Genomic DNA, 26,396 nt, shown 5'->3' on the forward strand with positions numbered 1-26,396 from the left:
TTATTCCTCGCCGCAGCCGGGGTCGACGCGGTGGCGGCCGGCAATGGTGGCGAAATACAGGTCTTCCAGGTCGCCGATGGCTTCCTCGAAACCGTCGCCGGGGTCGGTATCGCTGTAGACATGGATCAGGGTGCGGCCCGACAGCAGGCGGGTGGAAATGACGGCATGGCGCTGCTGGAAGCTGGCCAGCTCCTTTTTGTCGACAAAGCGCGCCCAGATCTTGCAGCTGACATCATCGATCAGTTGCTGTGTTTTGCCGCACAGCAGCACATGGCCCTTGTTGATGATGGCCATGTTGGCGCACAGGTCGGCCACGTCGGAGACGATATGCGTCGACAGGATCACCGTCTTGTCTTCGCCGATGTCGGACAGCAGGTTGTGGAAGCGCACCCGCTCCTGCGGGTCGAGGCCGGCCGTCGGTTCGTCGACGATGATCAGCTTCGGGTCGCCCAGCAGCGCCTGGGCGATGCCGAAGCGCTGGCGCATGCCGCCCGAAAACGTGCCCAGGCGCTGGTGGCGCACATCGAACAGATTGGTTTGCTGCAGCAGGCCGTCGACCACTTCGCGCCGGCGCGCGCGCTGCGACAGGCCTTTCAAATTGGCAAAGTGGTCGAGCAGTTCGTAGGCTGTCACTTTCGGATACAGGCCGAAGTCCTGTGGCAGGTAGCCGAGCATGCGGCGGATCTCGTCCTTGTCGTCGAGCACGTCATAGTCGCCGAAGAAGACCGAGCCCGAATCGCATTCCTGCAAGGTGGCCAGGGTGCGCATCAGGGTCGACTTGCCGGCGCCGTTCGGGCCCAGCAGGCCGAACATGCCAGGTGGGATCGCCAGCGAAATATTGTCCAGCGCCACGACACCGTTGGCGTAGGTTTTCGACAAATGACGAATCTGCAATTCCATACAATTCCTTGCTCATGCTGTTAGACGGGCATCGCCCGGCGCCTGGCAGGCGGCCGGGGACTGATCCATGATGGCATTGTATTGAATAAAAGACGTACTGGGCAGTTGCTTGCGATGTACGGTATTTTCGCGTGCCCAGAGTGCGATAGACGCGGCGGAACGGCGCTCAGTTACGGAACAGCACCGCTTCGCGCTTGAACCACCAGCGGCACAGCAGCAGCAGGGCGCCGGCAATCACCGTGGTCGAGGCCAGGATCACGCCAAACATGCTGTAGTCCATGGTGCCCTTGACCAGCTCCTTCATGGCCAGCGACACGTTCGTCAGCGGCACCATCGCCCACAGCCAGTTCAGCTCCACCCCCGGCAGCATGGCCACCACGATCGGCAAAATGGTCAGCAGCATCAGCGGCGTGATCATGCCGGCCGCCTCCTTGTAGCTTTTGGCATAGATCGAGATCGACAGCAGCAGCGAGGCGAAGATGGCGGCCGTCGGCACCAGCATCAGGGTGATCATTGCCAGGTCGGTGAGGGTAATGCTGCGCACCATCATGGCCAGGTTGCCTTCGAGCGAGCCGCCGAAGACGGTCAGGAGCACCGCCATGCTGCCCACCATCAGCACCGCCGAAGTCATGCCGACGGTAAACAGCACGAGGAATTTGGCCAGCACGATGGCGCCGCGCGGCACCGGCGCGAGCAGCAAGGTTTCCAAGGTGCCCCTTTCCTTTTCGCCGGCGCCCATGTCGATCGCCGGATACATGGCGGCCGTCAGGCACACCATCAGCAGCAGATAGGGCAGCATGCCGCCGATCACGGCGCCCATCTGCTCGCGCTGGTCGGCGGTGGACTTTTTCTCCAGCAGTACCGGCGCCAGCGCGAACGCCAGCTGTTCGGCATTGAGCTTCAGCGCCGACAGCGCCTGCTGGCGCAAGCTGGTGTTGTAGCCGTCGATCACCTCGCGCACGCGCTGCTGCGTCACGTCGACCGTGCTGGCGCTGTTGTAATGCAAGGTAATGCTGGCCTGGCGCTGCTGCTGCAAGGCGGCGTCGAACTGCGGCGGGATCACCACCGCGAACTTGATGCGTTCGTCAAGAATCGCCTGGCGGATCTCGCTTTCGTCCTTCAGCGGCACCAGGCGCAAATTGGCTTGCTGGCCGAAGTGCGCGCCCAGGCCCGGCGCATGCTGCTGGCCGAAGATCGCATAGCGCAGCTCGGCCGACCTGGCGTTCTTGAACATATTGCTCGAAACATAAGCGAAACCGCCAAAGATCAGCGGCATGGCGAAGATCGGAATCAGGATGGTGAAGATCAGCGTTTTGCGGTCACGCGTGAGTTCCAGCAATTCCTTCAGGTAGATGGTCCACATGCGCTCAAGCTCCCCGGTTGATGACGCCGACAAAGGCGTCGTACAGATCTGCGCTGCCGCCCAGCTGGCGCAGTTCGTCCAGCGTGCCGTTGAAGGCGGTGGTGCCATGGTTGATGATGCAGACGCGGTCGCACAGCTTTTCCACCTCGTGCAGATGGTGGGTGGAAAAGATCAGCGGCACGCGCAGCGCCTTGTAGCTGGCGATAAAGTCGAGCAGGATCTTGGCCGACATCACGTCCAGGCCGGTGGTCGGCTCGTCGAGGATCACCACCTGCGGCGCATGCACGACGGTGCGCGCGATCGCGCATTTCTGCTTCATGCCGGTCGACAGCTGGTCGGCGCGCTTGTTGCCGTAGTGTTCCATCTGCAGCAGGGCGAACAGTTCGTCGCAGCGCTGCTTGAGTTTGTCGGCCGGCATGCCGTGCAGGCGGCCGAAATATTCCACGTTCTCGCGCGCCGTCAGGCGGCCGTACAGGCCGGTCGAGCCGGACAGGAAGCCGATGCTTTGGCGCGCCACCAGTGGTTGCTGCAAGACATCAACGCCATTGACCAGGGCGCTGCCCGCGTCCGCCTGCAGGGCCGTCGACAGCAGGCGCAAGGTGGTGGTCTTGCCGGCGCCGTTCGGTCCCAGCAAACCGAGCACTTCGCCGGGAGCGCAGCTGAAACTGACGTCGCGCACGGCGTGGAACCAGCCGTCATGCTCGCGCGGGTCGGGCGCCGCCGTGGTTTTATCTTTCTGCGGCGGCATGCGAAACCGCTTGGCCAGGTGCTTTACCTCTATCATGGGGGCATCCATTGTGCTGGGGTTCTTCAGGGTAGCATGCAAAAAAAGTAACTTGCAAGAGGGAAATAGTGAACAGCTATTGAAAAAGCTTTCATCTTCATGCAAGCTGCGCCGATGGGCGCCGCATGACGGCGCAGGGGGAGTGCAATGAGAAACATAGACGAGGCAATGCAGCAGAAAGTGCTGGCCGTGGCGCGCGCCGGCATGACCAGCGCGGAAGCCATCGGTTTCTTTCGCGTCAGCCTTGGACTGTATTACCTGGCCGGCCTGATGACGCAGGAAGAGCTCGATTTCAAGAAGATCGACGCCAAATACAACCGCTTCATTTACCACACGCTCGGTGGTGGGCACAGCATTGCCAGCGTCCTGCAATTCATGAGCGGCGAAAAAGTGCTGCGGGTGCTCGAGTCGCCGCGCTTCCTGGCCGCCTTTGGCACGCATTGCCCCGATATTCCCATCGACAGCATGTTCTTCCTCGTGTCGCTGAACCTGGGCGTGGCAAAAAGCCTGTCGGGCCTGGACGCTGTCGGCCCCGTGGTCGACTGGATCGAGCGTGAAAAAACGCGCACAGGTCAAGCAAGCCAGTAAAGTCCCGTGCGCCTCCCGGGCGCGCCGCGACGGCGGGTCGCGATCGTCCTATAATCATGTTTTACCCCAGACATGAGTTCCTTGACGATGACCGCACACCGCTACTTCAATCCCCTGGACCGTTTCATCGTCGGCGCCGACAAGGCCTTGCGCGTGATCGCCGGCGTGGCCTCGGCCTCGCGTCCGACGCCGGCCGCGCAAGCGCCCGACGCCACCCTGAGCGCGGCCGAGCAGCGCCACAGCGCCGGGTTGATGCGTGTCAATCATGTCGGTGAAGTGTGCGCGCAGGCCTTGTACAACTCGCAGGCGCGCCATGCGCACAGCCCGGCCATCCGCGCCCAGTTCGACGAAGCCGGACGCGACGAGGAAGACCACCTGGCCTGGACCGCGCAGCGCGTCCACGAGCTCGGTTCACGCCTGAGTCTGTTGAATCCCCTGTGGTATGCCGGCTCGTTTGCGCTCGGCACCATCGCTGCGCGCATGGGCGACGGCCAGAGCCTGGGCTTTGTGGTGGAAACGGAAAAGCAGGTCGAAGCCCACCTGGAAAGCCACCTGGGCGACTTGCCGCCGCAGGACGCCAAATCGCGCGCCATCGTGCGCCAGATGCAGCTCGACGAGATCGAGCATGGCGCCGCCGCCCAGCGCCTGGGCGCCACCGACACCCCGGCGCCGGTCAAGGCGCTGATGGGTATCATGGGCAAAGTGATGACCAAAACCGCGTATTACCTGTAGGTCGGGTTAGCGCGCAAGCGCGTAACCGGACAACATTGTTGGCCTTTGCGGTGTTGTCGGATTGCGGCGCTGCGCGCCTCGGCGGCCACGCCTAATCCGCACTACGGTTTTTATTCTTCAACAATCTCGAACGAGTGCGTAATTTCCGCTGTTTTTGCCAGCATGATCGACGCCGAGCAATACTTGTCGTGCGACAGCGCCACGGCGCGTTCCACCGCCGTCGGTTTGAGCGACTTGCCGCGCACGGTGAAATGGAAGTGGATCTTGGTAAACACTTTCGGGTCGGTGTCGGCGCGGTCGGCCTTGAGCGTCACTTCGCAGCCACTGACGGCTTCGCGGCCGCGTTTGAGGATCAGCACCACGTCATAGGCGGTGCAGCCGCCGGTGCCCAGCAAAACCATTTCCATCGGCCGCGGCGCCAGGTTGTGGCCGCCGCCGTCCGGTGCGCCGTCCATGGTCACCAGATGGCCGGAGCCAGTTTCTGCCCGAAAACTCATGCCCGACGGGCCATTCCAGCTAACTTTGCATTCCATCGTACTTCTCCGAAAATTGTAGGCGTTTTGTATTGTAATGGAGGAATGACGGTCCATGTTTGGCCCGCCGGTGCGCAAGCGGCCGTGATGGCGGCGGTAATTGCGGCTTGACCGGGCAGGGCAAAGCCGCTTATACTTGTCGGCTTTCCGTTCGCTCAGGAAAAGTAAATAAGGCAGAGTCCGCGCAAGTAACCAGGCGGAACCACCATTTGAGCGTGTAATCTATTAGGAAGTCAACATGAAAACATTTTCCGCTAAAGGACATGAAGTCCAGCGCGATTGGTTCGTGGTTGACGCGACGGACAAAGTCCTCGGACGTGTTGCCAGCGAAGTGGCACTCCGACTGCGCGGCAAACACAAACCAGAATTTACTCCTCACGTCGATACCGGCGACTTCATCGTCGTCATCAACGCAGGCAAACTGCGTGTGACCGGTACCAAAGCTACTGAGAAAATTTACTACCGTCACTCTGGCTATCCAGGCGGCATCTACGAAACCAACTTCCAGAAAATGCAACAGCGTTTTCCAGGTCGCGCGCTTGAGAAAGCGGTCAAAGGCATGCTGCCTAAAGGCCCACTCGGCTACGCAATGATCAAGAAGCTGAAAGTGTACGCGGAAGGTTCCCATCCGCACGCAGCTCAGCAACCTAAAGCACTTGTTCTCTAAGGAACTGACATGATCGGTAATTACAATTATGGAACCGGCCGTCGCAAGAGTGCAGTGGCTCGCGTTTTTATCAAAGTTGGCACAGGCTTGATCGTTGTTAACGGCAAACCAGCAAACGAATACTTCTCGCGCGAAACCGGTCTGATGGTTATCCGTCAACCACTGGAACTGACCGGCAATGTCGAGCGTTTCGACATCAAAGTCAACGTCCATGGCGGCGGCGAGTCGGGCCAGGCTGGTGCAGTTCGTCACGGCATCACCCGCGCTCTGATCGACTACGATGCAGCGTTGAAACCGGAACTGGCAAAAGCCGGCTTCGTGACCCGCGATGCACGTGAAGTCGAGCGTAAAAAAGTTGGTCTGCGCAAAGCACGTCGCGCAAAGCAATTCTCGAAGCGTTAATTTCTACGCTGCAGCGCTTCCGGGCGCTGTCTCAAAAGCCGCAGGCCTTCGGGCCGGCGGCTTTTTGCATTTCTGCGTGCCGCGCCATTGCGCTGTAAAATACGCGCAAAATGCCGCAGGCTTGCGGTATCTCCCCTGATTCATCTCATTTTATTTACTCAAGGAAAAAACATGATCAAAGTTGGCATCGTCGGCGGCACTGGCTACACTGGCGTGGAATTGCTGCGCCTGCTGGCAACCCACCCGGACGTCGAGTTGACGGCGATTACCTCGCGCAAGGAAGACGGCCTGCCGGTGGCCGACATGTATCCTTCCCTGCGTGGCCACGTAAAACTGGCGTTTTCCTCGCCCGACAAGGCCAACCTCGAACAATGCGACGTGGTGTTTTTTGCCACTCCGCACGGCGTGGCCATGGCGCAGGCGCCGGCTTTGCTGGCTGCCGGCGTGAAAGTGATCGACCTGGCCGCCGACTTCCGCCTGAAAGACCAGGCCAAGTTCGAGCAGTGGTACAAGATTCCCCACACCGCGCCCGAGCTGATCGAGCAGGCCGTGTACGGCTTGCCGGAACTGAACCGCGAAGACATCAGGCAGGCCACCCTGATCGCCAACCCGGGTTGCTATCCGACCACCATGCAGCTGGGCTTTTACCCGCTGCTCAAAGCCGGCCTGGTCAATGCAGGCAGCCTGATCGCCGACTGCAAGTCGGGCGTGTCCGGCGCCGGCCGCAAGGCCGAAATCGGTATTTTGTTTTCGGAAAGCAGCGACAGCTTCAAGGCCTACGGCGTGGCCGGCCACCGCCACCTGCCGGAAACCACCGCCCAGCTGCAGCGTTTTACCGACGACAAGGTCGCGCTGACGTTTACGCCGCATCTGGTGCCGATGATACGCGGCATGCATTCGACGCTGTATGCGCAGCTGAACAAGGACATCGGCAACGAAGAACTGCAAGCCTTGTTCGAAGAGCAATACAAGGATGAGGCGTTTGTCGATGTGATGCCGTTCGGTTCGCACCCGGAAACGCGCTCGACGCGCGGCTCTAACGTGCTGCGCCTGGCGCTGCACCGCCCTGAGGGCGGCAATACCGTGATCGTGCTGGTGGTGCAGGATAACCTGGTCAAGGGCGCGTCGGGCCAGGCCGTGCAATGCATGAATCTGATGTTTGGCCTGAAGGAAACGGCCGGCCTGCAGCATATCGCGCTGATGCCATAAGCGTTCTGGCGCCTGCTGCTGGCGCGTGGGCAATAACAACGCCGTGGCCGCTGAAAAAGGGGCGGCCACAGCGCGACTCGCGTCAACAGTCTATAATGAACGCATGTTTTCTGAGGAGTATGAAATGAATGCTGTCGCTGAAATGCAAGATGTAATCCCGTCGCCTATCGTCTTTACCGATAGCGCCGCCGAAAAAGTCGCCCAGCTGATCGAGGAAGAAGGCAATCCCGACCTGAAATTGCGCGTGTTCGTGCAGGGCGGTGGCTGCTCCGGCTTCCAGTATGGCTTCACCTTCGACGAAATCGTCAACGAAGATGACACCACCATGGTCAAGAACGGCGTCCAGCTGTTGATCGATTCCATGAGCTACCAGTACCTGGTCGGCGCGGAAATCGACTACAAGGATGACCTGGAAGGCGCGCAGTTCGTGATCAAAAATCCAACGGCAACCTCGACCTGCGGTTGCGGTTCCTCGTTCTCGGTTTAAAAACCGGGCAGGTGAAAAATAGCGGATCCTTCGATCCGCTGTTTGTGTTTGTATTGCGCTTAGTGCGGATACAGTGCTCCCAGCACCCTTAATCCTGTCGCCCCCGTCACCGCCGGCAAATTGCCCGGCTTTCGCTGCGTAAAACGCCAGGCCAGCCAAGCGAACGCCAGTGCTTCGACCTGGTTCGGCGCGACGCCCAGCGCCTGGGTTGACGCCACCGCCATGCCCGGCAACCGGGTGGCCAGCGCCGCCATCAGGGTGGCGTTATACGCGCCGCCGCCGCACACATACACCGTATCGGCCTGCGCACCATCGCGCAATATCGCCTGCGCCAGGCTGGCGGCCGTCAGTTCGGTCAGCGTGGCCTGCACGTCGGCCGGCGCGGCGTCGCGATGCGCGGCCAGTTTACCGGCCAGCCAGTCGGCATGGAACAGGTCGCGGCCCGTGCTTTTCGGCGCCGGCAGCGCAAAATACGCTTCGTCGAGCAGCTCGGCCAGCAGGGCGGGGATCATCTTGCCGGTAGCGGCCCAGGCGCCATTGGCGTCATACGGCTGGCCCTGGTGGCGCAGCACCCAGCCGTCCATCAGCGCGTTGCCCGGGCCGCTGTCGTAGCCGGTCACCGTGCCGTTGGCCTGCAGCACGCTGATATTGCTGATGCCGCCGATATTGGCCACCACGCGCGTCTGGCCCGGCGCATTGAATAGTGCCTGGTGAAACGCCGGCACCAGCGGCGCGCCCTGGCCGCCGGCTGCCACGTCGCGGCTGCGCAGGTCGGCGATCACGTCGATGCCCGTCAGCTCGGCCAGCAAGGCGGGGTGGTTGAGCTGGCGCGTAAAGCCCAGTTCGGGGCGGTGGCGGATGGTCTGGCCATGCGCGCCGATGGCCGCTACCGCATCCGCTCCGATGCCGGCCTGGGCCAGCAACTTGCCGACGCAGTCGGCGTAAAGGCGCACCAGCGCATTGGCGGCCAGCGCTTCGCGCTCGATTTCGTTGTGACCTGGCGCCTGCAGCGCCATCAGGTCGGTGCGCAAGTTGTCGGGCAGCGCCACATAGGCGTCGCCCAGGCTGCGCACGCCATCGTGCGAAAAGTCGACCAGCGCGCCATCGACGCCATCGAGGCTGGTGCCTGACATCAGACCGATATACAGCATGGTGTTTCCTTGTCCTTGATAAAAAAAAGCACCGGCCATCGGAATGGGCGGTGCCTTTCTTGTTGTCCACGCGCGGCGCGCGGCGTTCAGCTATTTAGCGCGAAGCGAGCGCCGTGTCGTTCGGGCGCAGCAGGGTGAAGCGGTGCATCATGTCGGCCGACACCAGGCGGAAGCGCGCCAGTTCGGCGGCCGTCAGCGGCGCCTGTGCTTGCACGTTGAGCTTGCTTGGGTCCTGCGCCACGCCGCCAACGCGGAATTCGTAGTGCAGGTGGGCGCCGGTCGACCAGCCGGTGGTGCCGACGTAACCGATGACATCGCCCTGGCTGACCTTCTGGCCTTTTTTCAGGCCCGCAGCGAAGCGGCTCATGTGGGCGTAGGCGGTGCTGTAGTTGGCCCAGTGTTTCAGGACCACCACGTTGCCGTAGCCGTTTTGCGAACCGACGGTGTCGACCACGCCATCGCCCGAGGCGCGGATCGGCGTACCGGTGGCGGCGGCGAAATCGATGCCTTTATGCTGCTTCCAGTTGCCCGAAATCGGGTGCACGCGCATGGAGAAGCCGGACGAGATGCGGGAGAATTCGAGTGGGGATTTGAGGAAGGCTTTTTTGAGGGACTTGCCGTCGAAGCTGTAATAACCGCCGCCTTGCTTGCTGGCCGGGTCTTCGAACCACACGGACTGGAACGTCTTGCCGCGATTGGTGAATTCACCGGCCAGGATGCGTCCCGCTCGGACAAATTCGCCGTCTTGCCAGAAGGTTTCATACACCACATTGAACGAGTCGCCACGCTTGACGTCGGAGCGGAAGTCGATATTGGTCGAGAACATTTCAACGATTTGCTTGGAGATCACGTCCGGCAGGCGGGTGCCGTCCAGGCTGGAATCGGTGGCGGCAAACAGGGTCGAGGTGATCTTGCGCGCGTGCATTTCGACGCGGCGCTCCAGTTGGGCGGCCACTTCGGTGGCAACAAACTTGTCGCCCTTGCGGGTCACCAGGATGTTGCGGGCGGTGTTGTCGCTGCTGTCGACGAGGGTGGCGCGCAACCAGTTCAGTTCGCCGTTTTCGGTCGTCTGCGCCTGCACGCGCTTGCCCGTTTTCAGCATCATCACGCGGCGCGCGACCTTGTCGGTCTTGATGAAGTTGGCGGCGGCGGCATCATCGACGCCCAGGCGGATCAGCATGGCGGACAAGGTGTCGCCAGGACGGACTTTTTCTTCGTGGGTGAAGTTCTGGTCTACCTGTTCCAGCGCGGTGATTTGCGAGGACAGATCAGGCATTTCCAGATTTTCGGCGATCGAACGCACCGGCAGGTCCGACGCATCGGGCACCATCGGCGACACTGCCACAGCGCCAAAAGCGACCACGGTCAGCAGCACTGCCGATGCGCCGACGATGCGGGCCTTGCGAGTGGTCGCCAGCTGTGTGTACAAGCGCGAGCTTGTGATTTTATGTATAGGGTTCATGCAATCAGTTAAAATTTGCCCTTGAACGTGACCTGAACTGCTACTCTTTTTTATTGTTATTTTGGTTCGTTTTCATGCGGCAAGATTGATGGAATCGAGCATTATACCAAACTCTGCAAACCTACTACCATTTCGAGATCGACGGCAAAAATTTATGGAAATCAACACCAATGCATCGCCTGCCAAGGCTAACCCAGCTCAGGCGCCGCTCGTGCTGTCGGACAGAGTACAAGAAGCCCTCGCAATTACCAAGCGTGGCGTCGACGAACTCTTGATCGAAAGCGAATTTGCGCAAAAATTAGCGCGCTCCGAACAAAGCGGTGTGCCGCTGCGCATCAAACTGGGCCTGGACCCAACCGCACCGGACTTGCACCTGGGCCACACCGTGGTGCTCAACAAGATGCGCCAGTTGCAAAACCTCGGCCATCAGGTCATTTTCCTGATCGGCGACTTCACTTCCATGATCGGCGACCCGTCGGGCCGCAACGTCACGCGCCCGCCGCTGACAAAGGAACAGATCGAGATTAACGCGATGACGTATTTCGCGCAAGCATCTTTGGTACTCGATGCCAGCAAAACCGAAATTCGCTACAACTCCGAGTGGTGCGACCCGCTCGGTGCGCGCGGCATCATCCAGCTCGCTTCCCACTACACGGTGGCGCGCATGATCGAACGCGACGATTTCACCAAGCGCTTCCAGGGCGGCGTGCCGATTTCCGTGCATGAGTTCCTGTACCCGCTGATGCAGGGCTACGACTCGGTGGCCCTGAAGTCGGACCTGGAACTGGGCGGCACCGACCAGAAATTCAATCTGCTGGTGGGCCGCGAACTGCAGAAGCAGTACGGCCAGGAACAGCAGTGTATTTTGACCATGCCGCTGCTGGAAGGTTTGGACGGCGTGGAAAAAATGTCGAAGTCGAAGAACAATTACATCGGCATCACGGAACCGGCCAACACCATGTTCGCCAAGCTGATGAGCATTTCCGACGTCATGATGTGGCGCTACTACGAACTGCTGTCGTGGCGCTCGATCGCCGAACTGGCGCAACTCAAAAGCGAAGTCGAGGGAGGCCGCAATCCGCGCGACGCGAAAGTGGCGCTGGCGCAGGAAATCGTCGCCCGCTTCCATTCGCAGCAGGCAGCCGAAGAGGCGCTGGCCGACTTCGTCAACCGCTCCAAGGGCGGCATACCCGACGACATCCCGGAAGTGGCGCTGGCCGGCGCGCCGCTGGCGATTGCCCAGTTGTTGAAACAAACGGGTCTGTGCCCATCGGTATCGGAAGCGACCCGCATGATCGACCAGGGCGGCGTGCGCATCGACGGCACCGTGATCAGCGACAAGGCCTTGAAAGTCGAGGCGGGCGTATGCGTGCTGCAAGTGGGCAAGCGCAAATTTGCGCGCGTCACTTTGACGGCATGATCGCGCTGCTGCAACGCGTCACCCGCGCGAAGGTGGAGGTCGACGGCAGCGCCATCGGCGCCATCGACGCCGGCCTGATGGTGCTGGTGTGCGCCGAACGCGGCGATACCGAAAAAGAAGCGGACGCCCTGCTGGCCAAACTGCTGGGCTACCGCGTATTTTCGGATGATGCCGGCAAAATGAACCGCAGCGTGACGGACGTCGCTGGCGGCTTGCTGCTGGTGCCGCAGTTCACCCTGGCGGCCGACACCAGGTCCGGCACGCGCCCGTCGTTCACCCCGGCTGCCAGCCCGCAGGACGGCTTGCGCCTGTTCAATCACTTCGTGGAACAGGCGCGTGGCCGCCATGCCTGCGTGCAGACGGGGCAGTTCGGCGCCGACATGCAGGTGTCGCTGACGAATGACGGCCCGGTCACGTTCTGGCTGCAGGTCCACCCCAAACCGGCTTGAGGAGCAGCGATGAGATTGTGGAGCGACACCTTTCGTGACGGGGGCCTGCTGCCGGCCGGCCATGCCTTTGCCGAAATCGATCCGGCCAGCCGCGTGCGCCTGGCCGGCAACCGCAATCCCCATCTGGCCTGGGACGAGGTGCCCAACGGCACCGAGTCGCTGGCCCTGTTCTGCATCGACGGTGATGCGCCGGTGGACGCCAGCCTGGCCAACCGCGCCGGCCACAGCTTGCCGCTGGCCAGCGCGCGCGGCGATTTTTTTCACTGGAGCTTGCTCGATATTCCGCTGGCCATGCGCAGTATTGCCAGCGGCCAGTTTTCCAGTGCTGTCACGCCGCGCGGCAAGCCGGCCGCCAGCGGACCCGGCCATTTGCGCCAGGGTCTCAATGACTACACCAGCTGGTTTGCCGGCGACCCCGGCATGGCCGGCGACTACTACGGCTATGATGGCCCGTGTCCGCCGTGGAACGACGAGCGGCTCCATCATTATCTGTTCCGCTTGTACGCGCTCGACGTGCCGCGCCTGCCGCTGGCCGGGCGTTTTACAGGCCGCCAGGCGTACGACGCCATCTATGGCCACATCCTCGACGAGGCCAGGTTGGTCGTTGCCTATACGCTCAATCCCGCGCTGGAACTTACCTTGAAGAAATAACGCATGAGCACCACCATTTTATTGATACGCCATGGCGAAACGCCGTGGAACGCCGAGCGCCGCCTGCAGGGCCATATCGACATTCCCCTGAACGCGCTTGGCTTGCAGCAAGCCGCCGCCCTGGGCCAGGCGCTGGCCGGCGCGCCGCTGGCGGCCGTCCTGTCGAGCGACCTGCAGCGCGCGCGCCAGACGGCGCAGGCCGTGGCGGATTTGCAGGATTTGCCGGTGCAGACCGATGCGCTGCTGCGCGAGCGCTGTTATGGTGCCTTTGAGGGCCTGCTGTATGCCGATATCGCCGCGCAATATCCGCACGAATATGCACAGTGGCAATCGCGCCAGATCGACGCGGTCATGCCGTCCGGCGAGCGCCAGGCCGAGAGCTTTCGCCAGTTTTATGCGCGCGCCAATACGGCCATCGCGCGCTGGGCCGGGCAATATGACGGCCAGGCGATCGCCATCGTCGCCCATGGCGGCGTGCTCGAGTGCGCCTACCGCGAGGCGGTCGGCATGACACTGGACAGTCCGCGCGATTTCCAGGTCATCAATGCCAGCGTCAACCGCTTTTCCTGGGCGGACGGCAAGTTGCATTTAGTGCACTGGGGAAATATCGAACATCTGGCGGCGCCCGCCATGGACGAACTGGGCTAAACGTGCTGGCCACCCTGGCGCACTGGACGTTGAAAAATAGTGCTTATTAATTAGGCAGGGTATCGGTTAAAATAGCAGGTTCCTCCGTCCATTCCAGGTTCTTCAGTGCAAATCGGTCCTCACATTCTTCGCAACAACGTTTTCGTCGCGCCCATGGCTGGCGTGACGGACCGGCCTTTCCGCCAGTTGTGCAAGCAGCTGGGCGCCGGCTATGCCGTGTCGGAGATGGCGGCCTCGAATCCGCGACTATGGGCCACCGAAAAAAGTTCGCGCCGCACCGACCACGAAGGCGAAATGGAACCCAAGGCGGTGCAGATCGCCGGCGCCGACCCGCAGGACCTGGCCGATTGCGCCAGGTTCAATGTGGACCGCGGCGCGCAGATCATCGACATCAATATGGGTTGCCCCGTCAAAAAGGTGTGCAACAGCTGGTGCGGTTCGGCTCTGCTGCAAAACGAAAGCCTGGTCGAAAAGATCCTGCATGCGGTGGTTGGCGCCGTCGACGTGCCGGTGACCTTGAAATTTCGCACCGGCTGGAACCGCGAAAACAAGAACGCCCTGCGCATCGCCCGCATCGCCGAACAGGCCGGCATCCAGATGCTGACCCTGCACGGGCGCACGCGGGCCGATGGCTACAAGGGCGATGCCGAGTATGAAACGATTGCCGCGGTGAAAGCGTCGGTCGGCATCCCCGTGGTCGCCAACGGCGACATCACCAGTCCGCAAAAGGCGCGCTACGTGCTCGACCAGACGGGGGCGGACGCCGTCATGATCGGCCGCGCGGCGCAGGGCCGGCCGTGGATCTGCCGCGAGATCGACCATTTTTTGCGTACCGGCACCTTATTGCCGGCGCCGTATGTGGACGAAGTGCGCACCCTGATGGACGAGCACCTGCGCGCCCATTATGCGTTTTACGGCGAATTTCTCGGCGTGCGCACGGCGCGCAAGCATATCGGCTGGTACGTGAAAGACCTCGAAGGTGGCGAGGAGTTTCGCCAGCAAATGAATCTGCTGGAGTCGACGGACGCGCAATTGCTGGCCGTCGATCAATTTTTTGAGTCGCAATGGAAGTTTGGCGAACGGTTACAATACCGCCTCTCCGAAGACAGCGACAGCGGTTCGATGGAAGTGGCCGCAGCAGTATAAAGAACAAGGGCGGACTCGGTGTGAGGTGGCTTACGCGCTTGCGCGACGGTCATGCCCGCCAGGGAGCGCCTTGATAAATCAATTAGCCGGTTGAAGCATAAAAATGAGCAAAGAAAGCATACAGGAAGTCGTTCAGAAAAGTCTGGAAGATTATTTCAATGACCTGGGCGAGCAGCAAGCGTCGAATATCTATGACATGGTCGTGCTGACCGTCGAAAAACCCATCCTGGAAGTCGTGATGACACGCGCCGATGGCAACCAGTCGCATGCCGCGCAAATGCTGGGCATCAACCGCAATACCTTGCGCAAGAAGTTGCAGGAGCACGGTCTGCTGTAATGCCTGCTTGCAAGTGACGCCAAGATTTGAATCCGCCGCAGTCCGGTACCGACCCCGGACTACGGCGTTCGCCAAGAACACTTAACCACCTAGCCACAGCCATGATCAAACAAGCCCTCCTTTCCGTTTCCGACAAGACCGGTGTCCTCGAGTTCGCACGCGCCCTGTCTGCCCTCGGCGTCAACCTGCTGTCGACCGGCGGTACCGCCAAATTGCTGGCCGATAACGGTGTACCCGTGACGGAAGTGGCCGACTACACGGGTTTCCCCGAGATGCTCGATGGCCGCGTCAAGACCTTGCACCCGAAAGTACACGGCGGCATCCTGGCGCGCCGCGATTTCCCCGAGCACATGGCCAAGCTGGTGGAGCACGACATGCCGACCATCGACATGGTGGTGGTCAACCTGTATCCGTTCCAGGGCACCGTGGCCAAGGCCGACTGTACCCTGGAAGACGCGATCGAGAACATCGACATCGGCGGCCCGACCATGCTGCGTTCGGCGGCCAAGAACCACAAGGACGTGATCGTCCTGTGCGATCCGAGCGACTACGAGGTGGTGCTGGCCGAAATGCGTGCCGCTGACGGTTCGGCGGGCGAAGTGAGCTACGACACCCGTTTCATGCTGGCGAAAAAAGTCTTTGCGCACACGGCGCAATACGATGGCGCCATCACCAACTACCTGACCAGCCTGGGCCCGACGAAAGTGCACGCCGAGCGCGGCGCCTACCCGCAAACCCTGAACGTGGCGTTTGAAAAAGTGCAGGACATGCGCTACGGCGAAAACCCGCACCAGAGCGCCGCCTTCTACCGCGACCTGGTGGTGGCCGATGGCGCGCTGGCCAACTATCGCCAGCTGCAAGGCAAGGAACTGTCGTACAACAATATCGCCGACGCCGATGCCGCGTGGGAATGCGTGAAGAGCCTGGGCGGCTTCGAGCAAAGCGCCGCCTGCGTGATCGTCAAGCATGCCAACCCCTGCGGCGTGGCCCTGGGCGCGAACGCGGCCGAAGCCTATGCGCGCGCGCTGCAGACCGATCCGACCTCGGCCTTTGGCGGCATCATCGCCTTTAACACCGAACTCGACGGCGCCACCGCCGGCGAGATCGCCAAGCTGTTCGTCGAAGTACTGATCGCGCCGTCGTTCTCCGCGGAAGCGAAACAGATCCTGTCGAGCAAGCAGAACGTGCGCATGCTGGAAATCCCGCTGGGCAATGGCGTCAACGCGATGGACTTCAAGCGCGTCGGTGGCGGCCTGCTGGTGCAGTCGCCGGATGCGAAAAACGTCGCCATGGGCGACCTGCGCGTGGTCAGCAAGCTCAAGCCAACGCCGCAGCAACTGGCCGACCTGATGTTTGCCTGGAAAGTGGCCAAATTCGTCAAATCGAACGCCATCGTCTTCTGCGGCAATAACATGACCCTGGGCGTGGGCGCCGGCCAGATGAGCCGTATCGACTCGGCCCGCATCGCTTCGATCAAGGCGCAGAACGCCGGCCTGTCGCTGGCCGGCTCGGTAGTGGCGTCGGACGCCTTCTTCCCGTTCCGTGACGGCCTCGACGTGGTGGTGGACGCGGGCGCGACCTGCGTGATCCATCCGGGCGGCTCGATGCGCGACCAGGAAGTGATCGATGCGGCCGATGAGCGTGGCGTGGTGATGCTGTATACCGGAACCCGTCACTTCCGTCATTGATACGCATGTCGGATGACGCGTTCCGCTAATCCGACCTACCGCCCATGGCGGTCGAATATTTAAACGGCAGGCTCCGGTTTCACTGGGCCTGCCGTATTCATTATAGAATCTGGCGATGATTATTCTTGGCATCGATCCTGGCTTGCGCACCACCGGCTTTGGGGTCATTGAAAAACACGGCAGCAAGCTGCGCTATATTGCTTCGGGCACCGTCAAGACCGCCTCGGAAGGGGCGTTGCCGCCGCGCCTGAAGATCATCCTGCAGGGCGTGACGGAAATTATCGCCACCTACCGGCCCGACTGCGCGGCCATCGAAAAAGTCTTTGTCAACGTCAATCCGCAATCAACCTTGCTGCTGGGCCAGGCGCGCGGCGCGGCCATCTGCGCGCTGGTCAATGCCGACCTGGACGTGGCCGAATATACGGCGCTGCAGCTGAAGCAGGCCGTTACCGGCCACGGCAAGGCGGCCAAGGAGCAGGTGCAGGACATGGTGGCGCGTCTGCTGTGCCTGCCCGGCCTGCCTGGCAGCGACGCGGCCGATGCGCTGGGCGTGGCGATTTGCCACGCCAACAGCGTCGACGCGCTGGCCATGATCGGTGCGCTGGCGCCCCAATTGCAGGGCTTGCGCATGAAGCGTGGCCGCCTGGTCGGCTAGCGACCATACTCACACTCACATTAGGAACACGCGATGATAGGCCGTCTCTCCGGTATTTTGCTTGAAAAAAATCCGCCACAATTGCTGGTCGATTGCCAGGGCGTCGGCTATGAAGTCGATGTGCCGATGAGCACGTTTTACAATCTGCCCCACGTGGGCGAAAAGGTCGTGCTGTTTACGCACCAGGCGATCCGCGAAGACGCGCATCTGCTGTTCGGCTTCGGCAATGCGGCCGAGCGCGCCGTGTTCCGCCAGCTGATCAAGATCACCGGCGTCGGCGCGCGCATGGCTTTGGCCATCCTGTCGGGCATGACGATCACCGACCTGGCGCAGGCGATCACGCTGCAGGACTCGGGCCGCCTGGTGCGGGTGCCCGGCATCGGCAAGAAGACGGCCGAGCGTTTGCTGCTGGAACTGAAAGGCAAGATCGGCGCGGACCTGGGCCCGCTGGGCGCCCACGCCGCGCCGGATGCGCAATCGGATATCCTGAACGCGCTGATGGCGCTTGGCTATTCGGACAAGGAAGCGATGGCGGCGGTGAAGAACGTGCCGGCCAGCAGCGGCGTGTCGGACGGCATCAAACTGGCGCTCAAAGCGCTGTCGAAAGGCTAACGGGAATACGGCATGAGCATCCAGACCGACATCTTCACGGAGCAGCGCATCATCGATGCGGCGCCGATCTCGCACAATGAAGAGGCGATCGAGCGCGCCTTGCGGCCCAAACAGCTCGATGAATACGTGGGCCAGGAAAAGATCCGCGACCAGCTGGAAATTTTCATTACGGCCGCGCGCCAGCGCAAGGAAGCGCTCGACCATACTTTGCTGTTTGGCCCGCCTGGCCTGGGCAAGACCACCCTGGCGCACATTATCGCGCGCGAGATGGGCGTCAACCTGCGGCAAACCTCGGGCCCGGTGCTGGAACGCCCGGGCGACCTGGCGGCAATTTTGACCAACCTCGAAGCGAACGACGTGCTGTTCATCGACGAGATCCACCGCCTGTCGCCGGTGGTGGAAGAAATACTGTATCCGGCACTGGAAGACTACCAGATCGACATCATGATCGGCGAAGGCCCGGCCGCCCGTTCCGTCAAACTCGATCTGCAACCGTTTACATTAGTGGGCGCCACCACCCGCGCCGGCATGCTGACCAATCCGCTGCGCGACCGCTTCGGCATCGTCGCCCGGCTCGAGTTCTACAACACGGCTGAGCTGACCAAGATCGTCACGCGCAGCGCGGCCTTGCTGAAAGCGCCGATCGACCCGGACGGCGCGATTGAAATCGCCCAGCGCGCGCGCGGCACGCCGCGCATCGCCAACCGCCTGCTGCGCCGCGTGCGCGATTTTGCCGAGGTAAAAAGCAACGGCGAGATCACCAAGGTGGTGGCCGACCGCGCGCTGGCCATGCTGGACGTCGACTCGGTCGGCTTCGACGTGATGGACCGCAAGTTGCTCGAAGCGGTGCTGTTCAAGTTCGGCGGCGGTCCGGTCGGCATCGGCAACCTGGCGGCGGCCATCGGCGAGGCGGCCGACACCATCGAGGACGTGCTGGAGCCGTATCTGATCCAGCAGGGCTTTTTGCAGCGCACGCCACGGGGACGGGTCGCCACGCCGGCCGCCTATCTGCACTTTGGCGTGAGCGCGCCGCGCATCAGCCCGAATGGCGAAGCGTGGGCGCTGTGACGGACCAGCCGGCCATGCAGATCTGGGTCGATGCCGACGCCTGCCCGGTGGTGATCAAGGAGATTCTGTACCGGGTGGCCGACCGGCTGGAGTTGCCCGTGACTCTGGTGGCGAACCAGGGCTTGCGCGTGCCGCCGTCGCGCTTTATCCGCACGGTGCAAGTGCCGTCGGGTGCGGACGTTGCCGACCAGGAAATCGTGCGCCTGCTGAATCCGGGCGACCTGGTGGTGACGGGCGATATTCCGCTGGCGGCCGACGTGCTCAAGAAGGGCGGCTATGCGCTCAATCCGCGCGGCGAGTTCTATACCAATGACAATATCGCCCAGCAACTGAGCATGCGCGCCTTCATGGAAGAGCTGCGCAGCGGCGGCGTCGATACGGGCGGCCCGGCCGCCTTCAACCAGGGCGACCGGCAGAGTTTTGCCAACAGCCTGGACCGGCATTTGCAGAAATATCACCGCAAAAGCTGATGTAGATGGGGCGGTCGGGTAGCTGTGTTGTCGGATTACGCGGCTTCGCCGCTAATCCGACCTACTGCTGGGCGAAAAAAAACCGGCGCAAGCCGGTTTTTTGTTGAGACCGCGAATTCACTCCTCGCGCACCCAGGTCTGCGAACGGCCAAACATGGGCACGCCGACATAACCGCGTACCTGCAGCTTGCTGCCGCCCTCGATCAGCTCGGCCTTGCTCTTGTAGACCTTGCCGGTGGCCGGATCGGTGATTTCGCCGCCGGTCCATTCATTGCCGTCTTTTTTCAGGCCTTTCAGGATGGTCAGGCCGACGATGGGCTGGTCCTTGCTGGCGCCCGTGCATTTGTCACAGGTGGGATTCTGGTTTTCTTCCGGGGCGCGGAACAGCTTTTCGATTTTGCCTTCCAGCACGCCCCCATTGTCCGTGATGCGGACGATGGATTTCGGCTTGCCGCTGGCGTCGTCGATGGTTTTCCAGGCGCCCACCGGGCTGTCATTGGCGGCGCTGGCGCCGGCGGCGATGGCAAGCAACGCCATCAGCATGGTGGTTTTTACGCTTTTTATATATAAATTATGCATCGCTAGTCTCCATTGGTTTTTTGAACGTTACGCGAACTGTGACCAAGGCAAACCAGCGATGCTGCCGGCTTGCCTTATGCGCTGGCCAGTTTAGCAAACTGTTCGCGCAGTTTCTCAATTGTGGCCGAAAAACTGAGCAAGCGCTCGTTTTCTTGCGCAACAATCGCGGCTGGCGCGCGGGCCACAAAGCTTTCATTGCCCAGTTTGCTGTTGACCTTGGCAATTTCCGCTTCGATGCGGGCGATTTCCTTGCCCAGGCGCTCGCGTTCGGCCGCCACGTCGATTTCCACTTTCAGCATCAGCTTGGTGGTGCCAACGATGGCCACCGCCGCCGGCGAATCGGGCAGGGCGTCGACGATCTGCACCTCGGCCAGCTTGCCCAGCGACTGGATATACGGCGCATAGGTCGCCAGCGCGGCCTTGTCGGCGGCGTTGCCGGCCTCGACGATCAGCGGCACGCGCACCGACGGCGAGATCTGCATTTCGCCGCGCAGGTTGCGCGTCGCGTCCGTCAGCGCTTTCAACTGTTGCATCCACGCTTCGGCGCTTTCATCGATCTTGCTGGTGTCGGCGATCGGGTACGGCTGCATCATGATCGAATCGCCTTCGGCTTTCAGCGTCTTGCCGGCCAGCGGCGCGACTGTCTGCCACAACGCTTCGGTAACGAAGGGAATGATCGGATGGGCCAGGCGCAGCACCACTTCCAGCACGCGCAGCAGGGTGTGGCGGGTGGCGCGCTGCTGGCCTTCCGTACCTTGCTGCACTTGCACCTTGGCCACTTCCAGGTACCAGTCGCAGTACTCGTCCCAGACGAATTTGTAGATGGTGGCGGCGATATTGTCGAAGCGGAAGTCCTCGAAACCCTTGGCCACGTCCAGCTCGGCTTTTTGCAGCAGCGAGATGATCCACTTGTCGGCCTGCGACAGGTCGGCTTCATTCGGCGTGCAATCCTTGCCTTCCGTATTCATCATCACGAAACGGGTGGCGTTCCACATCTTGTTGCAGAAGTTGCGGTAGCCTTCGCAGCGGCCCAGGTCGAAATTGATATTGCGGCCCAGCGACGCATAGCTGGCCATGGTAAAGCGCACGGCGTCGGTGCCGTAGGCGGAAATGCCTTCCGGGAACTCCTTGCGCGTGGCCTTGGTGATTTTTTCCGCGTCGCGCGGGTTCATCAGGCCGGTGGTGCGCTTGACGATCAGGCCGTCGAGGTCGATGCCGTCGATCAGGTCGATCGGGTCCAGGGTATTGCCTTTCGACTTGGACATTTTCTGTCCGGTCGAGTCGCGCACCAGGCCGTGCACGTAGACGGTTTCAAACGGCACCTTGCCGGTGAAGTGCGCCGTCATCATGACCATGCGCGCGACCCAGAAGAAGATGATGTCGAAACCGGTGACCAGCACCGACGATGGCAAAAAGGCCTTCATGTCCGGCGTGTCTTCCGGCCAGCCCATGGTCGAGAACGGCACCAGGGCCGACGAGAACCAGGTGTCGAGCACGTCGTCGTCGCGCTTCAACGGGCCGGTGCTGCCGGCGGCCTGCGCCTTGGCTTGCGCTTCGGCTTCGGTCTTGGCGACAAAGATATTGCCGGCCTCGTCATACCAGGCCGGGATCTGGTGGCCCCACCACAGCTGGCGCGAGATGCACCAGTCCTGGATGTTGTTGAGCCACTGGTTGTAGGTGGTGCTCCAGTTTTCCGGCACGAACTTGATTTCGCCATTGGCGACTTTTTCCAGCGCCGTCTCGGCAATCGACTTGCCAGGGAAGAAAGTGCCTTCCGGCGCCGGTTTGCTCATGGCGACAAACCACTGGTCGGTCAGCATCGGTTCGATCACCACGCCGGTGCGGTCGCCGCGCGGCACCATCAGCTTGTGCGGCTTGACCTGTTCCAGCAGGCCCAGGCTATCGAGGTCGGCGATGATCTGCTTGCGGGCGGCGAAGCGGTCCATGCCGCGATACGCTGCCGGTGCGTCGTCGGTGATTTTCGCGTCCAGGGTCAGGATGACGATCTGCGGCAACTTGTGGCGCTGGCCGACGGCGTAGTCGTTCATGTCGTGCGCGGGCGTGATCTTCACGCAGCCGGTGCCAAATTCCTTGTCGACGTATTCGTCGGCGATGATCGGAATTTCGCGGTCCGTCAGCGGCAGTTTGAGCATCTTGCCGACCAGCGCCATATAGCGCTCGTCGGTCGGGTCGACCGCCACGGCGACGTCGCCCAGCATGGTTTCAGGACGCGTGGTGGCCACTGTCAGAAAGCCGCCGCCGTCGACCAGCGGGTACTTGATGTACCACATCGAGCCGTCTTCTTCTTCCGACACCACTTCCAGGTCGGATACGGCCGTGCCCAGCACCGGGTCCCAGTTGACCAGGCGCTTGCCGCGGTAGATCAGGCCCTGTTCGAACAGGCGCACGAAGACGTCGGTGACGACTTTCGAGCGCGGCTCGTCCATGGTGAAGTATTCGCGCTGCCAGTCGGCCGAGGCGCCCAGGCGGCGCATCTGGCCGGTGATGATGGAGCCCGATTTTTCTTTCCACTCCCACACTTTTTCGACAAATTTCTCGCGCCCCAGGTCATGGCGCGAAATCTTTTGCGCGTCGAGCTGGCGCTGCACCACGATCTGGGTGGCGATGCCGGCGTGGTCGGTGCCGGGGATCCAGGCCGTGTTATGGCCCAGCATGCGGTGGTAGCGCGTCAGGCCATCCATGATGGTCTGGTTGAAGGCATGGCCCATGTGCAGGGTGCCGGTCACGTTCGGCGGCGGCAGCTGGATGCTGAAGGAAGGTTTTCCGGCATCGAGGGTGGCGGTGAAGTAACCGCGCTGTTCCCACTCGGTGCGCCAGAATTGTTCAATGTCGGCGGGCTCGAAAGACTTGGCTAATTCCATGATTTGACGTGTGTTTGGCAAAAGGAATCATTATAAGGGGTGCTTAATGCCTGCGCAGCAAATAGCCGGCCGCTGCGTCCGAAAAGCCGGGCACGATTGCGCAATATTGCTGCAAGGTATATTTCTGCATCCTGGTCATGCCGATGTAATGGCTGGACGTCATTGAGCAAGCTGGTCATAATATTTTGCAATCAGGCCAATGCCTCATCGTCCATCCGAGGCCATACACATCATGTCGCGCATTGCCATCACCAATCTGACTGTGCCCAGGGACGTCGACAGCGTTTCGCGCCCCGTTGTGGCCCTGAGTGCCACCTCGGTCACAAAGGACTGGGAAAATGCGCGGCATCAGCACCGCAAGGCGCAGCTGATCTACTCCGCGCGCGGCATCCTCAACTGCGAAATAGAAGACGGCGTCTGGATCGTGCCGCCGCAGTGCGCCATATGGATACCGGGCGACTTGCCGCACTCGGCACGGGGAGCGGGTGAAACGGAGTGCTATTGCCTGTTTGTCGAGCCTGACGCCGCACCGGATCTGCCGAAAACCTGTTGCACTATTTCGGTATCGCCATTGCTGCGTGAGCTGCTGCTCAAGGCAGCCGGTATTGCCGAGTTGTACGCGCCGGGAGGACGGGAAGACCGGCTGATTGCCGCATTGCTCGATGAGTTGGTGGCGGCGCCGGTGGAAGACTTGCATCTGCCCATGCCGCGCGATCCCCGCTTGCGCCGCCTTGCGGAAATGATGCTGGCCGACCCCACGGACAAAACCTCGAAGGCCGATTGGGCGACGCGCATAGGCATGAGCGAGCGCAGCATGAGCCGTCTTCTGCTGCACGACATAGGCATGAGCTTCGGGCGCTGGCGCCGGCAGTTGCATGTGATTCTTGCGCTGCAACGGTTGACCAGGGGTGACAGCGTGCAAACGGTGGCGTTGGAGCTGGGGTATGAAAACGCCAGCGGGTTCGTCACCATGTTCCGCAAGGCGGTGGGCAAGCCTCCCGCACGCTACCTGTCGGATCGCGCGAGCGGCGCGCAGAGTGCTTCTGTGCCCGGCATCATGCTCCCCGGGGCAATCTCAATCTGACTGATCCGGGCCGCCCTGGCCCGGGAATGAGTGCGCTTGGCCTAAACGAATAACAATCTGGCCTGGTTTCACTATTGCCTGCCCCTGACTCCATTGTTTAATACAGCATCTAAATGCAAATGAGTCTTGTTCATGAATATCCTCACCATCTATCCTCATCTGGACGGCTCGTCCAGGGACGCCATCTGGAGCGCGCCCCGCACCGTGCTGGGCTCGGCAGTTGCGGCGGCAGTTCTCATCAGCGCGCAGGGCGCATGCGCTGCCGAACCGGCGCAGATACAAACCAGGGCAGGGGGGGCGTCTCAAGAGGAGATAGCCTTGCCGGCCATCACCGTAACGGGCCGCAAGGATAAGGCGATCACCGAAGGTACCGGCTCGTATACCACGGCCCAGACGGCGGCGGCGACGCACCTGCCGCTGTCGCTGCGGGAAACACCACAGGCGGTGACGGTGATCACGCGCCAGCGCATGGACGACCAGCAATTGAATTCGGTGCAGGGTGTGCTGGAGAACACCACGGGCGTCGCGTCGTACCAGTCCGATAGCGAACGGACGAGTTTCTATTCGCGTGGTTTCTTGATCAACAACGTTCAGTACGATGGCATCCCCACCGTCGTCGGCAACATCGTCAACGGTAGCGGCATCGGTTCTGTCGATACCGCGTTTTATGATCGTGTCGAGGTCGTGCGCGGCGGCTCTGGCTTACTGACCGGCACCGGCAATCCCGCGGCCGCCATCAACCTGGTGCGCAAACGACCGACCCGTGAATTTTCGGCAGCCGCAGCGCTCGGTGCCGGGAGTTGGGATACCCACCGGGGCATGGCCGACATCTCGACGCCGCTGAGCGAGGACGGCAGCATCCGCGCGCGCATGGTGGGAACGTACCAGGACGGACACTCGTACATCGACGGCTACAAGCCGAAGAGGAAGTCGATCTACGGCATCATCGAGGCCGATCTGACCCCGGACACGACGCTGAGCCTGGGCTATGACGACCAGGACATCACGCCGAAGGGCGCCACCTGGGGAGGTTTGCCGCTATGGTTCAGCGACGGCACGCAGGCGCAGTATGCCCGCTCCGAGAACTACGCGCAGCACTGGAGCCATTGGAACAACACCCTCAAGACGGCGTTTGCCGGGATCGAGCACCGCTTCGGCAACGGCTGGAAACTGCGGGCGGTCGCCAACCAGTACCGCACGCAATACGATGCCGAACTGCTCGGCCTGATCGGTCGCCCCGATCGCGCCACGGGACTGGGCTCCTTTCCCTACGGGGCCTATCCGGTGGCGCTGGCGGCCGAAGGTCGCAGCCGTCAAACCACCTTCGACATGATGGCGAGCGGCTCCTTCGAACTGCTGGGCCGCCAGCATGACCTGGTGGTGGGGGCGACGAGTTCGCGCCGCACGGCCAGCCAGGACGATATCGCGCCATTCTATGCAGGCGTTGCGCCGGTCAATGTCCATGACCTGAGCCCGGCCTTTCCCCGCCCCAACTTCGATGCCATGGCGTCGATACCGACCCGCACCCGTATCAAGCAGAGCGGTGTCTATGGCGCAGCCCGGTTCTCGCTGGCCGAGCCTTTGAAACTCATCGTTGGCGGCCGCTTCAGCAATTATGACATCGACGACGCCGCCGGTGGCACGTCGTTGAACTACAAAAAGAACGGGAAATTCACACCGTATGCCGGCTTGATCTACGACATCGACAAGACCTATTCGGCCTACGCCAGCTACACGGGCATATTCAATCCGCAAACCGACTTTCGCGACATCAAGGGCAACGTGCTCACGCCGTCAAACGGAAAAACCAGGGAAATCGGCCTCAAGGGCGCTTATCTGGACGAACGCCTGAATGCCTCGGTGGCCTTGTTCTCTACCCAGTTGGACAACGCGGCACAGATGGTCGCCGGAACCACTACGCCAGCCGGCGCCCAAGCCTATCTAGGCGCGGATGGTACCAGGTCGCGCGGGATCGAACTGGACTTGCAGGGCGAGCTGGCGCGTGACTGGAACCTCTACGCAGGTATCGCCTACTTCAAGGCGCAAGATGGCGACGGCGTGCGCCTGAATTCGCAAATACCGCGCACCACGGCCCAGCTTTTCACCACCTGGCAGTTGCCCGGCGAGTGGAGCAAGGTGTCGCTCGGTGGCGGCGTCAAATGGCAAAGCCGTTTTTACCAGGCGCCCAATACCGGCACCAGTTCCTTGGGCGGCGAACAAGGTTCGTATGCCCTGGTATCACTGATGGGGCAATACGCCATCACGAAGAAGACCAGCCTGGCCGTCAACTTCAACAATTTGTTAGACAAGAAGTACGCGCTGCAGAAGGGCGATTTCGACACCGTGAGTTATGGCGCACCACGCAACGTGATGGTGACGCTGAACTACAGGTATTGATTTGCCCATACATCCATTGATGATCGAGAAAG

General features: G+C 61.6%; 27 protein-coding genes. 19 read left to right on the forward strand and 8 right to left on the reverse strand.

The window, feature by feature from the left end:
• From ASR47_RS13160 to ASR47_RS13170, 3 genes are all read right to left on the reverse strand, one after another.
• Positions 1–900: an ABC transporter ATP-binding protein gene (locus ASR47_RS13160; RefSeq protein ID WP_065308241.1), complete on the reverse strand. Its 900-nt coding sequence runs from the start codon at positions 898–900 to the stop codon at positions 1–3.
• A 166-nt stretch (positions 901–1,066) separates the two neighbouring features.
• Entirely contained in the window at positions 1,067–2,263 is a 1,197-nt protein-coding gene (locus ASR47_RS13165) for an ABC transporter permease (protein ID WP_065308242.1), read from the reverse strand.
• 4 nt (positions 2,264–2,267) lie between these two features.
• A complete protein-coding gene (locus ASR47_RS13170; RefSeq protein WP_065308243.1) occupies positions 2,268–3,047 on the reverse strand; it encodes an ATP-binding cassette domain-containing protein in 780 nt (259 codons plus the stop codon).
• A gap of 147 nt (positions 3,048–3,194) precedes the next feature.
• Between ASR47_RS13170 and ASR47_RS13175 the strand changes: the two genes are divergently transcribed.
• Complete coding sequence (locus ASR47_RS13175; RefSeq protein ID WP_065308244.1) at positions 3,195–3,635, forward strand: hypothetical protein; 441 nt, start codon at positions 3,195–3,197, stop codon at positions 3,633–3,635.
• Between the two features lie 87 nt (positions 3,636–3,722).
• Positions 3,723–4,367: a 2-polyprenyl-3-methyl-6-methoxy-1,4-benzoquinone monooxygenase gene (gene coq7, locus ASR47_RS13180; RefSeq protein ID WP_065308245.1), complete on the forward strand. Its 645-nt coding sequence runs from the start codon at positions 3,723–3,725 to the stop codon at positions 4,365–4,367.
• A gap of 110 nt (positions 4,368–4,477) precedes the next feature.
• On the opposite strand, the gene ASR47_RS13185 is transcribed toward coq7, so the two are convergent.
• Entirely contained in the window at positions 4,478–4,900 is a 423-nt protein-coding gene (locus tag ASR47_RS13185; RefSeq protein WP_065308246.1) for an OsmC family protein, read from the reverse strand.
• Between the two features lie 238 nt (positions 4,901–5,138).
• Here ASR47_RS13185 and rplM point away from each other — a divergent pair, with 238 nt between their 5' ends.
• The 4 genes from rplM (at position 5,139) to erpA (ending at position 7,665) form a co-directional block, all read left to right on the forward strand.
• Complete coding sequence (gene rplM / locus ASR47_RS13190) at positions 5,139–5,567, forward strand: 50S ribosomal protein L13 (RefSeq protein ID WP_010393282.1); 429 nt, start codon at positions 5,139–5,141, stop codon at positions 5,565–5,567.
• Positions 5,568–5,576: 9 nt separating this feature from the next.
• Entirely contained in the window at positions 5,577–5,969 is a 393-nt protein-coding gene (gene rpsI / locus ASR47_RS13195; RefSeq protein WP_010393285.1) for a 30S ribosomal protein S9, read from the forward strand.
• Positions 5,970–6,140: 171 nt separating this feature from the next.
• A complete protein-coding gene (gene argC / locus ASR47_RS13200; RefSeq protein WP_065308247.1) occupies positions 6,141–7,178 on the forward strand; it encodes an N-acetyl-gamma-glutamyl-phosphate reductase in 1,038 nt (345 codons plus the stop codon).
• Positions 7,179–7,302: 124 nt separating this feature from the next.
• A complete protein-coding gene (erpA, locus tag ASR47_RS13205) occupies positions 7,303–7,665 on the forward strand; it encodes an iron-sulfur cluster insertion protein ErpA (RefSeq protein WP_065308248.1) in 363 nt (120 codons plus the stop codon).
• 59 nt (positions 7,666–7,724) lie between these two features.
• Here erpA and ASR47_RS13210 read toward each other — a convergent pair whose 3' ends face one another.
• Together ASR47_RS13210 and ASR47_RS13215 are read right to left on the reverse strand one after the other, a co-directional pair.
• Positions 7,725–8,816 (reverse strand): anhydro-N-acetylmuramic acid kinase, encoded by a 1,092-nt coding sequence (locus ASR47_RS13210; protein WP_065308249.1) that lies wholly within the window; start codon positions 8,814–8,816, stop codon positions 7,725–7,727.
• 94 nt (positions 8,817–8,910) lie between these two features.
• A complete protein-coding gene (locus ASR47_RS13215; protein ID WP_065308250.1) occupies positions 8,911–10,278 on the reverse strand; it encodes a M23 family metallopeptidase in 1,368 nt (455 codons plus the stop codon).
• 154 nt (positions 10,279–10,432) lie between these two features.
• Here ASR47_RS13215 and tyrS point away from each other — a divergent pair, with 154 nt between their 5' ends.
• From tyrS to ASR47_RS13270, 11 genes are all read left to right on the forward strand, one after another.
• Entirely contained in the window at positions 10,433–11,698 is a 1,266-nt protein-coding gene (gene tyrS, locus ASR47_RS13220; RefSeq protein WP_065308251.1) for a tyrosine--tRNA ligase, read from the forward strand.
• Positions 11,695–12,147 carry a D-aminoacyl-tRNA deacylase gene (gene dtd / locus ASR47_RS13225; protein WP_065308252.1) on the forward strand — a complete coding sequence of 151 codons (453 nt, stop codon included), beginning with the start codon at positions 11,695–11,697 and terminating at the stop codon, positions 12,145–12,147. Before tyrS ends, dtd begins: the two co-directional genes overlap by 4 nt.
• A gap of 9 nt (positions 12,148–12,156) precedes the next feature.
• Positions 12,157–12,798, forward strand: a complete 642-nt coding sequence (locus ASR47_RS13230; RefSeq protein ID WP_065308253.1) for a YbhB/YbcL family Raf kinase inhibitor-like protein — start codon at positions 12,157–12,159, stop codon at positions 12,796–12,798.
• 3 nt (positions 12,799–12,801) lie between these two features.
• Positions 12,802–13,446, forward strand: coding sequence for a histidine phosphatase family protein (locus tag ASR47_RS13235; protein ID WP_065308254.1), 645 nt, complete (start codon positions 12,802–12,804; stop codon positions 13,444–13,446).
• A 105-nt stretch (positions 13,447–13,551) separates the two neighbouring features.
• Entirely contained in the window at positions 13,552–14,592 is a 1,041-nt protein-coding gene (gene dusB / locus ASR47_RS13240; RefSeq protein WP_082988913.1) for a tRNA dihydrouridine synthase DusB, read from the forward strand.
• A 103-nt stretch (positions 14,593–14,695) separates the two neighbouring features.
• The gene (locus ASR47_RS13245; RefSeq protein ID WP_008445162.1) at positions 14,696–14,929 is read left to right on the forward strand and encodes a helix-turn-helix domain-containing protein; all 234 of its coding nucleotides are present in this window, start codon (positions 14,696–14,698) and stop codon (positions 14,927–14,929) included.
• Between the two features lie 101 nt (positions 14,930–15,030).
• Complete coding sequence (gene purH / locus ASR47_RS13250; RefSeq protein WP_065308256.1) at positions 15,031–16,617, forward strand: bifunctional phosphoribosylaminoimidazolecarboxamide formyltransferase/IMP cyclohydrolase; 1,587 nt, start codon at positions 15,031–15,033, stop codon at positions 16,615–16,617.
• Between the two features lie 115 nt (positions 16,618–16,732).
• Positions 16,733–17,272, forward strand: coding sequence for a crossover junction endodeoxyribonuclease RuvC (ruvC, locus tag ASR47_RS13255; RefSeq protein WP_065308257.1), 540 nt, complete (start codon positions 16,733–16,735; stop codon positions 17,270–17,272).
• 33 nt (positions 17,273–17,305) lie between these two features.
• Complete coding sequence (ruvA, locus tag ASR47_RS13260; protein WP_065308258.1) at positions 17,306–17,884, forward strand: Holliday junction branch migration protein RuvA; 579 nt, start codon at positions 17,306–17,308, stop codon at positions 17,882–17,884.
• Between the two features lie 12 nt (positions 17,885–17,896).
• A complete protein-coding gene (gene ruvB / locus ASR47_RS13265) occupies positions 17,897–18,952 on the forward strand; it encodes a Holliday junction branch migration DNA helicase RuvB (RefSeq protein ID WP_065308259.1) in 1,056 nt (351 codons plus the stop codon).
• 14 nt (positions 18,953–18,966) lie between these two features.
• Positions 18,967–19,422, forward strand: coding sequence for a YaiI/YqxD family protein (locus ASR47_RS13270; protein WP_065308399.1), 456 nt, complete (start codon positions 18,967–18,969; stop codon positions 19,420–19,422).
• A 117-nt stretch (positions 19,423–19,539) separates the two neighbouring features.
• Here ASR47_RS13270 and ASR47_RS13275 read toward each other — a convergent pair whose 3' ends face one another.
• Together ASR47_RS13275 and ASR47_RS13280 are read right to left on the reverse strand one after the other, a co-directional pair.
• Positions 19,540–19,965 carry a DUF2147 domain-containing protein gene (locus ASR47_RS13275; protein WP_425402734.1) on the reverse strand — a complete coding sequence of 142 codons (426 nt, stop codon included), beginning with the start codon at positions 19,963–19,965 and terminating at the stop codon, positions 19,540–19,542.
• A gap of 110 nt (positions 19,966–20,075) precedes the next feature.
• A complete protein-coding gene (locus tag ASR47_RS13280; RefSeq protein WP_065308261.1) occupies positions 20,076–22,883 on the reverse strand; it encodes a valine--tRNA ligase in 2,808 nt (935 codons plus the stop codon).
• Positions 22,884–23,115: 232 nt separating this feature from the next.
• Between ASR47_RS13280 and ASR47_RS13285 the strand changes: the two genes are divergently transcribed.
• Together ASR47_RS13285 and ASR47_RS13290 are read left to right on the forward strand one after the other, a co-directional pair.
• Positions 23,116–23,967, forward strand: a complete 852-nt coding sequence (locus ASR47_RS13285) for an AraC family transcriptional regulator (protein ID WP_065308400.1) — start codon at positions 23,116–23,118, stop codon at positions 23,965–23,967.
• A gap of 132 nt (positions 23,968–24,099) precedes the next feature.
• Positions 24,100–26,364: a TonB-dependent siderophore receptor gene (locus ASR47_RS13290; protein ID WP_065308262.1), complete on the forward strand. Its 2,265-nt coding sequence runs from the start codon at positions 24,100–24,102 to the stop codon at positions 26,362–26,364.
• Positions 26,365–26,396: the final 32 nt, after the last annotated feature.

Source organism: Janthinobacterium psychrotolerans, assembly GCF_001677885.1.
GTDB classification, from domain to species: Bacteria; Pseudomonadota; Gammaproteobacteria; order Burkholderiales; family Burkholderiaceae_D; genus Janthinobacterium; species Janthinobacterium psychrotolerans.

What these genes read in the sequence shown, in the direction of transcription:
- argC (WP_065308247.1), top strand. Translation starts at nt 6,141, where the DNA reads ATGATCAAAGTTGGCATCGTCGGCGGCACTGGCTACACTGGCGTGGAA.
- tyrS (WP_065308251.1), top strand. Translation starts at nt 10,433, where the DNA reads ATGGAAATCAACACCAATGCATCGCCTGCCAAGGCTAACCCAGCTCAG.
- ASR47_RS13175 (WP_065308244.1), top strand. Translation starts at nt 3,195, where the DNA reads ATGAGAAACATAGACGAGGCAATGCAGCAGAAAGTGCTGGCCGTGGCG.
- ASR47_RS13235 (WP_065308254.1), top strand. Translation starts at nt 12,802, where the DNA reads ATGAGCACCACCATTTTATTGATACGCCATGGCGAAACGCCGTGGAAC.
- ruvC (WP_065308257.1), top strand. Translation starts at nt 16,733, where the DNA reads ATGATTATTCTTGGCATCGATCCTGGCTTGCGCACCACCGGCTTTGGG.
- ASR47_RS13185 (WP_065308246.1), bottom strand. Translation starts at nt 4,900, where the DNA reads ATGGAATGCAAAGTTAGCTGGAATGGCCCGTCGGGCATGAGTTTTCGG.
- ruvB (WP_065308259.1), top strand. Translation starts at nt 17,897, where the DNA reads ATGAGCATCCAGACCGACATCTTCACGGAGCAGCGCATCATCGATGCG.
- ASR47_RS13210 (WP_065308249.1), bottom strand. Translation starts at nt 8,816, where the DNA reads ATGCTGTATATCGGTCTGATGTCAGGCACCAGCCTCGATGGCGTCGAT.
- erpA (WP_065308248.1), top strand. Translation starts at nt 7,303, where the DNA reads ATGAATGCTGTCGCTGAAATGCAAGATGTAATCCCGTCGCCTATCGTC.
- ASR47_RS13160 (WP_065308241.1), bottom strand. Translation starts at nt 900, where the DNA reads ATGGAATTGCAGATTCGTCATTTGTCGAAAACCTACGCCAACGGTGTC.
- ASR47_RS13275 (WP_425402734.1), bottom strand. Translation starts at nt 19,965, where the DNA reads ATGCTGATGGCGTTGCTTGCCATCGCCGCCGGCGCCAGCGCCGCCAAT.
- rplM (WP_010393282.1), top strand. Translation starts at nt 5,139, where the DNA reads ATGAAAACATTTTCCGCTAAAGGACATGAAGTCCAGCGCGATTGGTTC.
- ASR47_RS13270 (WP_065308399.1), top strand. Translation starts at nt 18,967, where the DNA reads ATGCAGATCTGGGTCGATGCCGACGCCTGCCCGGTGGTGATCAAGGAG.
- dtd (WP_065308252.1), top strand. Translation starts at nt 11,695, where the DNA reads ATGATCGCGCTGCTGCAACGCGTCACCCGCGCGAAGGTGGAGGTCGAC.
- ASR47_RS13280 (WP_065308261.1), bottom strand. Translation starts at nt 22,883, where the DNA reads ATGGAATTAGCCAAGTCTTTCGAGCCCGCCGACATTGAACAATTCTGG.
- rpsI (WP_010393285.1), top strand. Translation starts at nt 5,577, where the DNA reads ATGATCGGTAATTACAATTATGGAACCGGCCGTCGCAAGAGTGCAGTG.
- ASR47_RS13170 (WP_065308243.1), bottom strand. Translation starts at nt 3,047, where the DNA reads ATGATAGAGGTAAAGCACCTGGCCAAGCGGTTTCGCATGCCGCCGCAG.
- purH (WP_065308256.1), top strand. Translation starts at nt 15,031, where the DNA reads ATGATCAAACAAGCCCTCCTTTCCGTTTCCGACAAGACCGGTGTCCTC.
- coq7 (WP_065308245.1), top strand. Translation starts at nt 3,723, where the DNA reads ATGACCGCACACCGCTACTTCAATCCCCTGGACCGTTTCATCGTCGGC.
- ruvA (WP_065308258.1), top strand. Translation starts at nt 17,306, where the DNA reads ATGATAGGCCGTCTCTCCGGTATTTTGCTTGAAAAAAATCCGCCACAA.
- ASR47_RS13285 (WP_065308400.1), top strand. Translation starts at nt 23,116, where the DNA reads ATGTCGCGCATTGCCATCACCAATCTGACTGTGCCCAGGGACGTCGAC.
- ASR47_RS13245 (WP_008445162.1), top strand. Translation starts at nt 14,696, where the DNA reads ATGAGCAAAGAAAGCATACAGGAAGTCGTTCAGAAAAGTCTGGAAGAT.
- ASR47_RS13290 (WP_065308262.1), top strand. Translation starts at nt 24,100, where the DNA reads ATGAATATCCTCACCATCTATCCTCATCTGGACGGCTCGTCCAGGGAC.
- ASR47_RS13215 (WP_065308250.1), bottom strand. Translation starts at nt 10,278, where the DNA reads ATGAACCCTATACATAAAATCACAAGCTCGCGCTTGTACACACAGCTG.
- ASR47_RS13165 (WP_065308242.1), bottom strand. Translation starts at nt 2,263, where the DNA reads ATGTGGACCATCTACCTGAAGGAATTGCTGGAACTCACGCGTGACCGC.
- ASR47_RS13230 (WP_065308253.1), top strand. Translation starts at nt 12,157, where the DNA reads ATGAGATTGTGGAGCGACACCTTTCGTGACGGGGGCCTGCTGCCGGCC.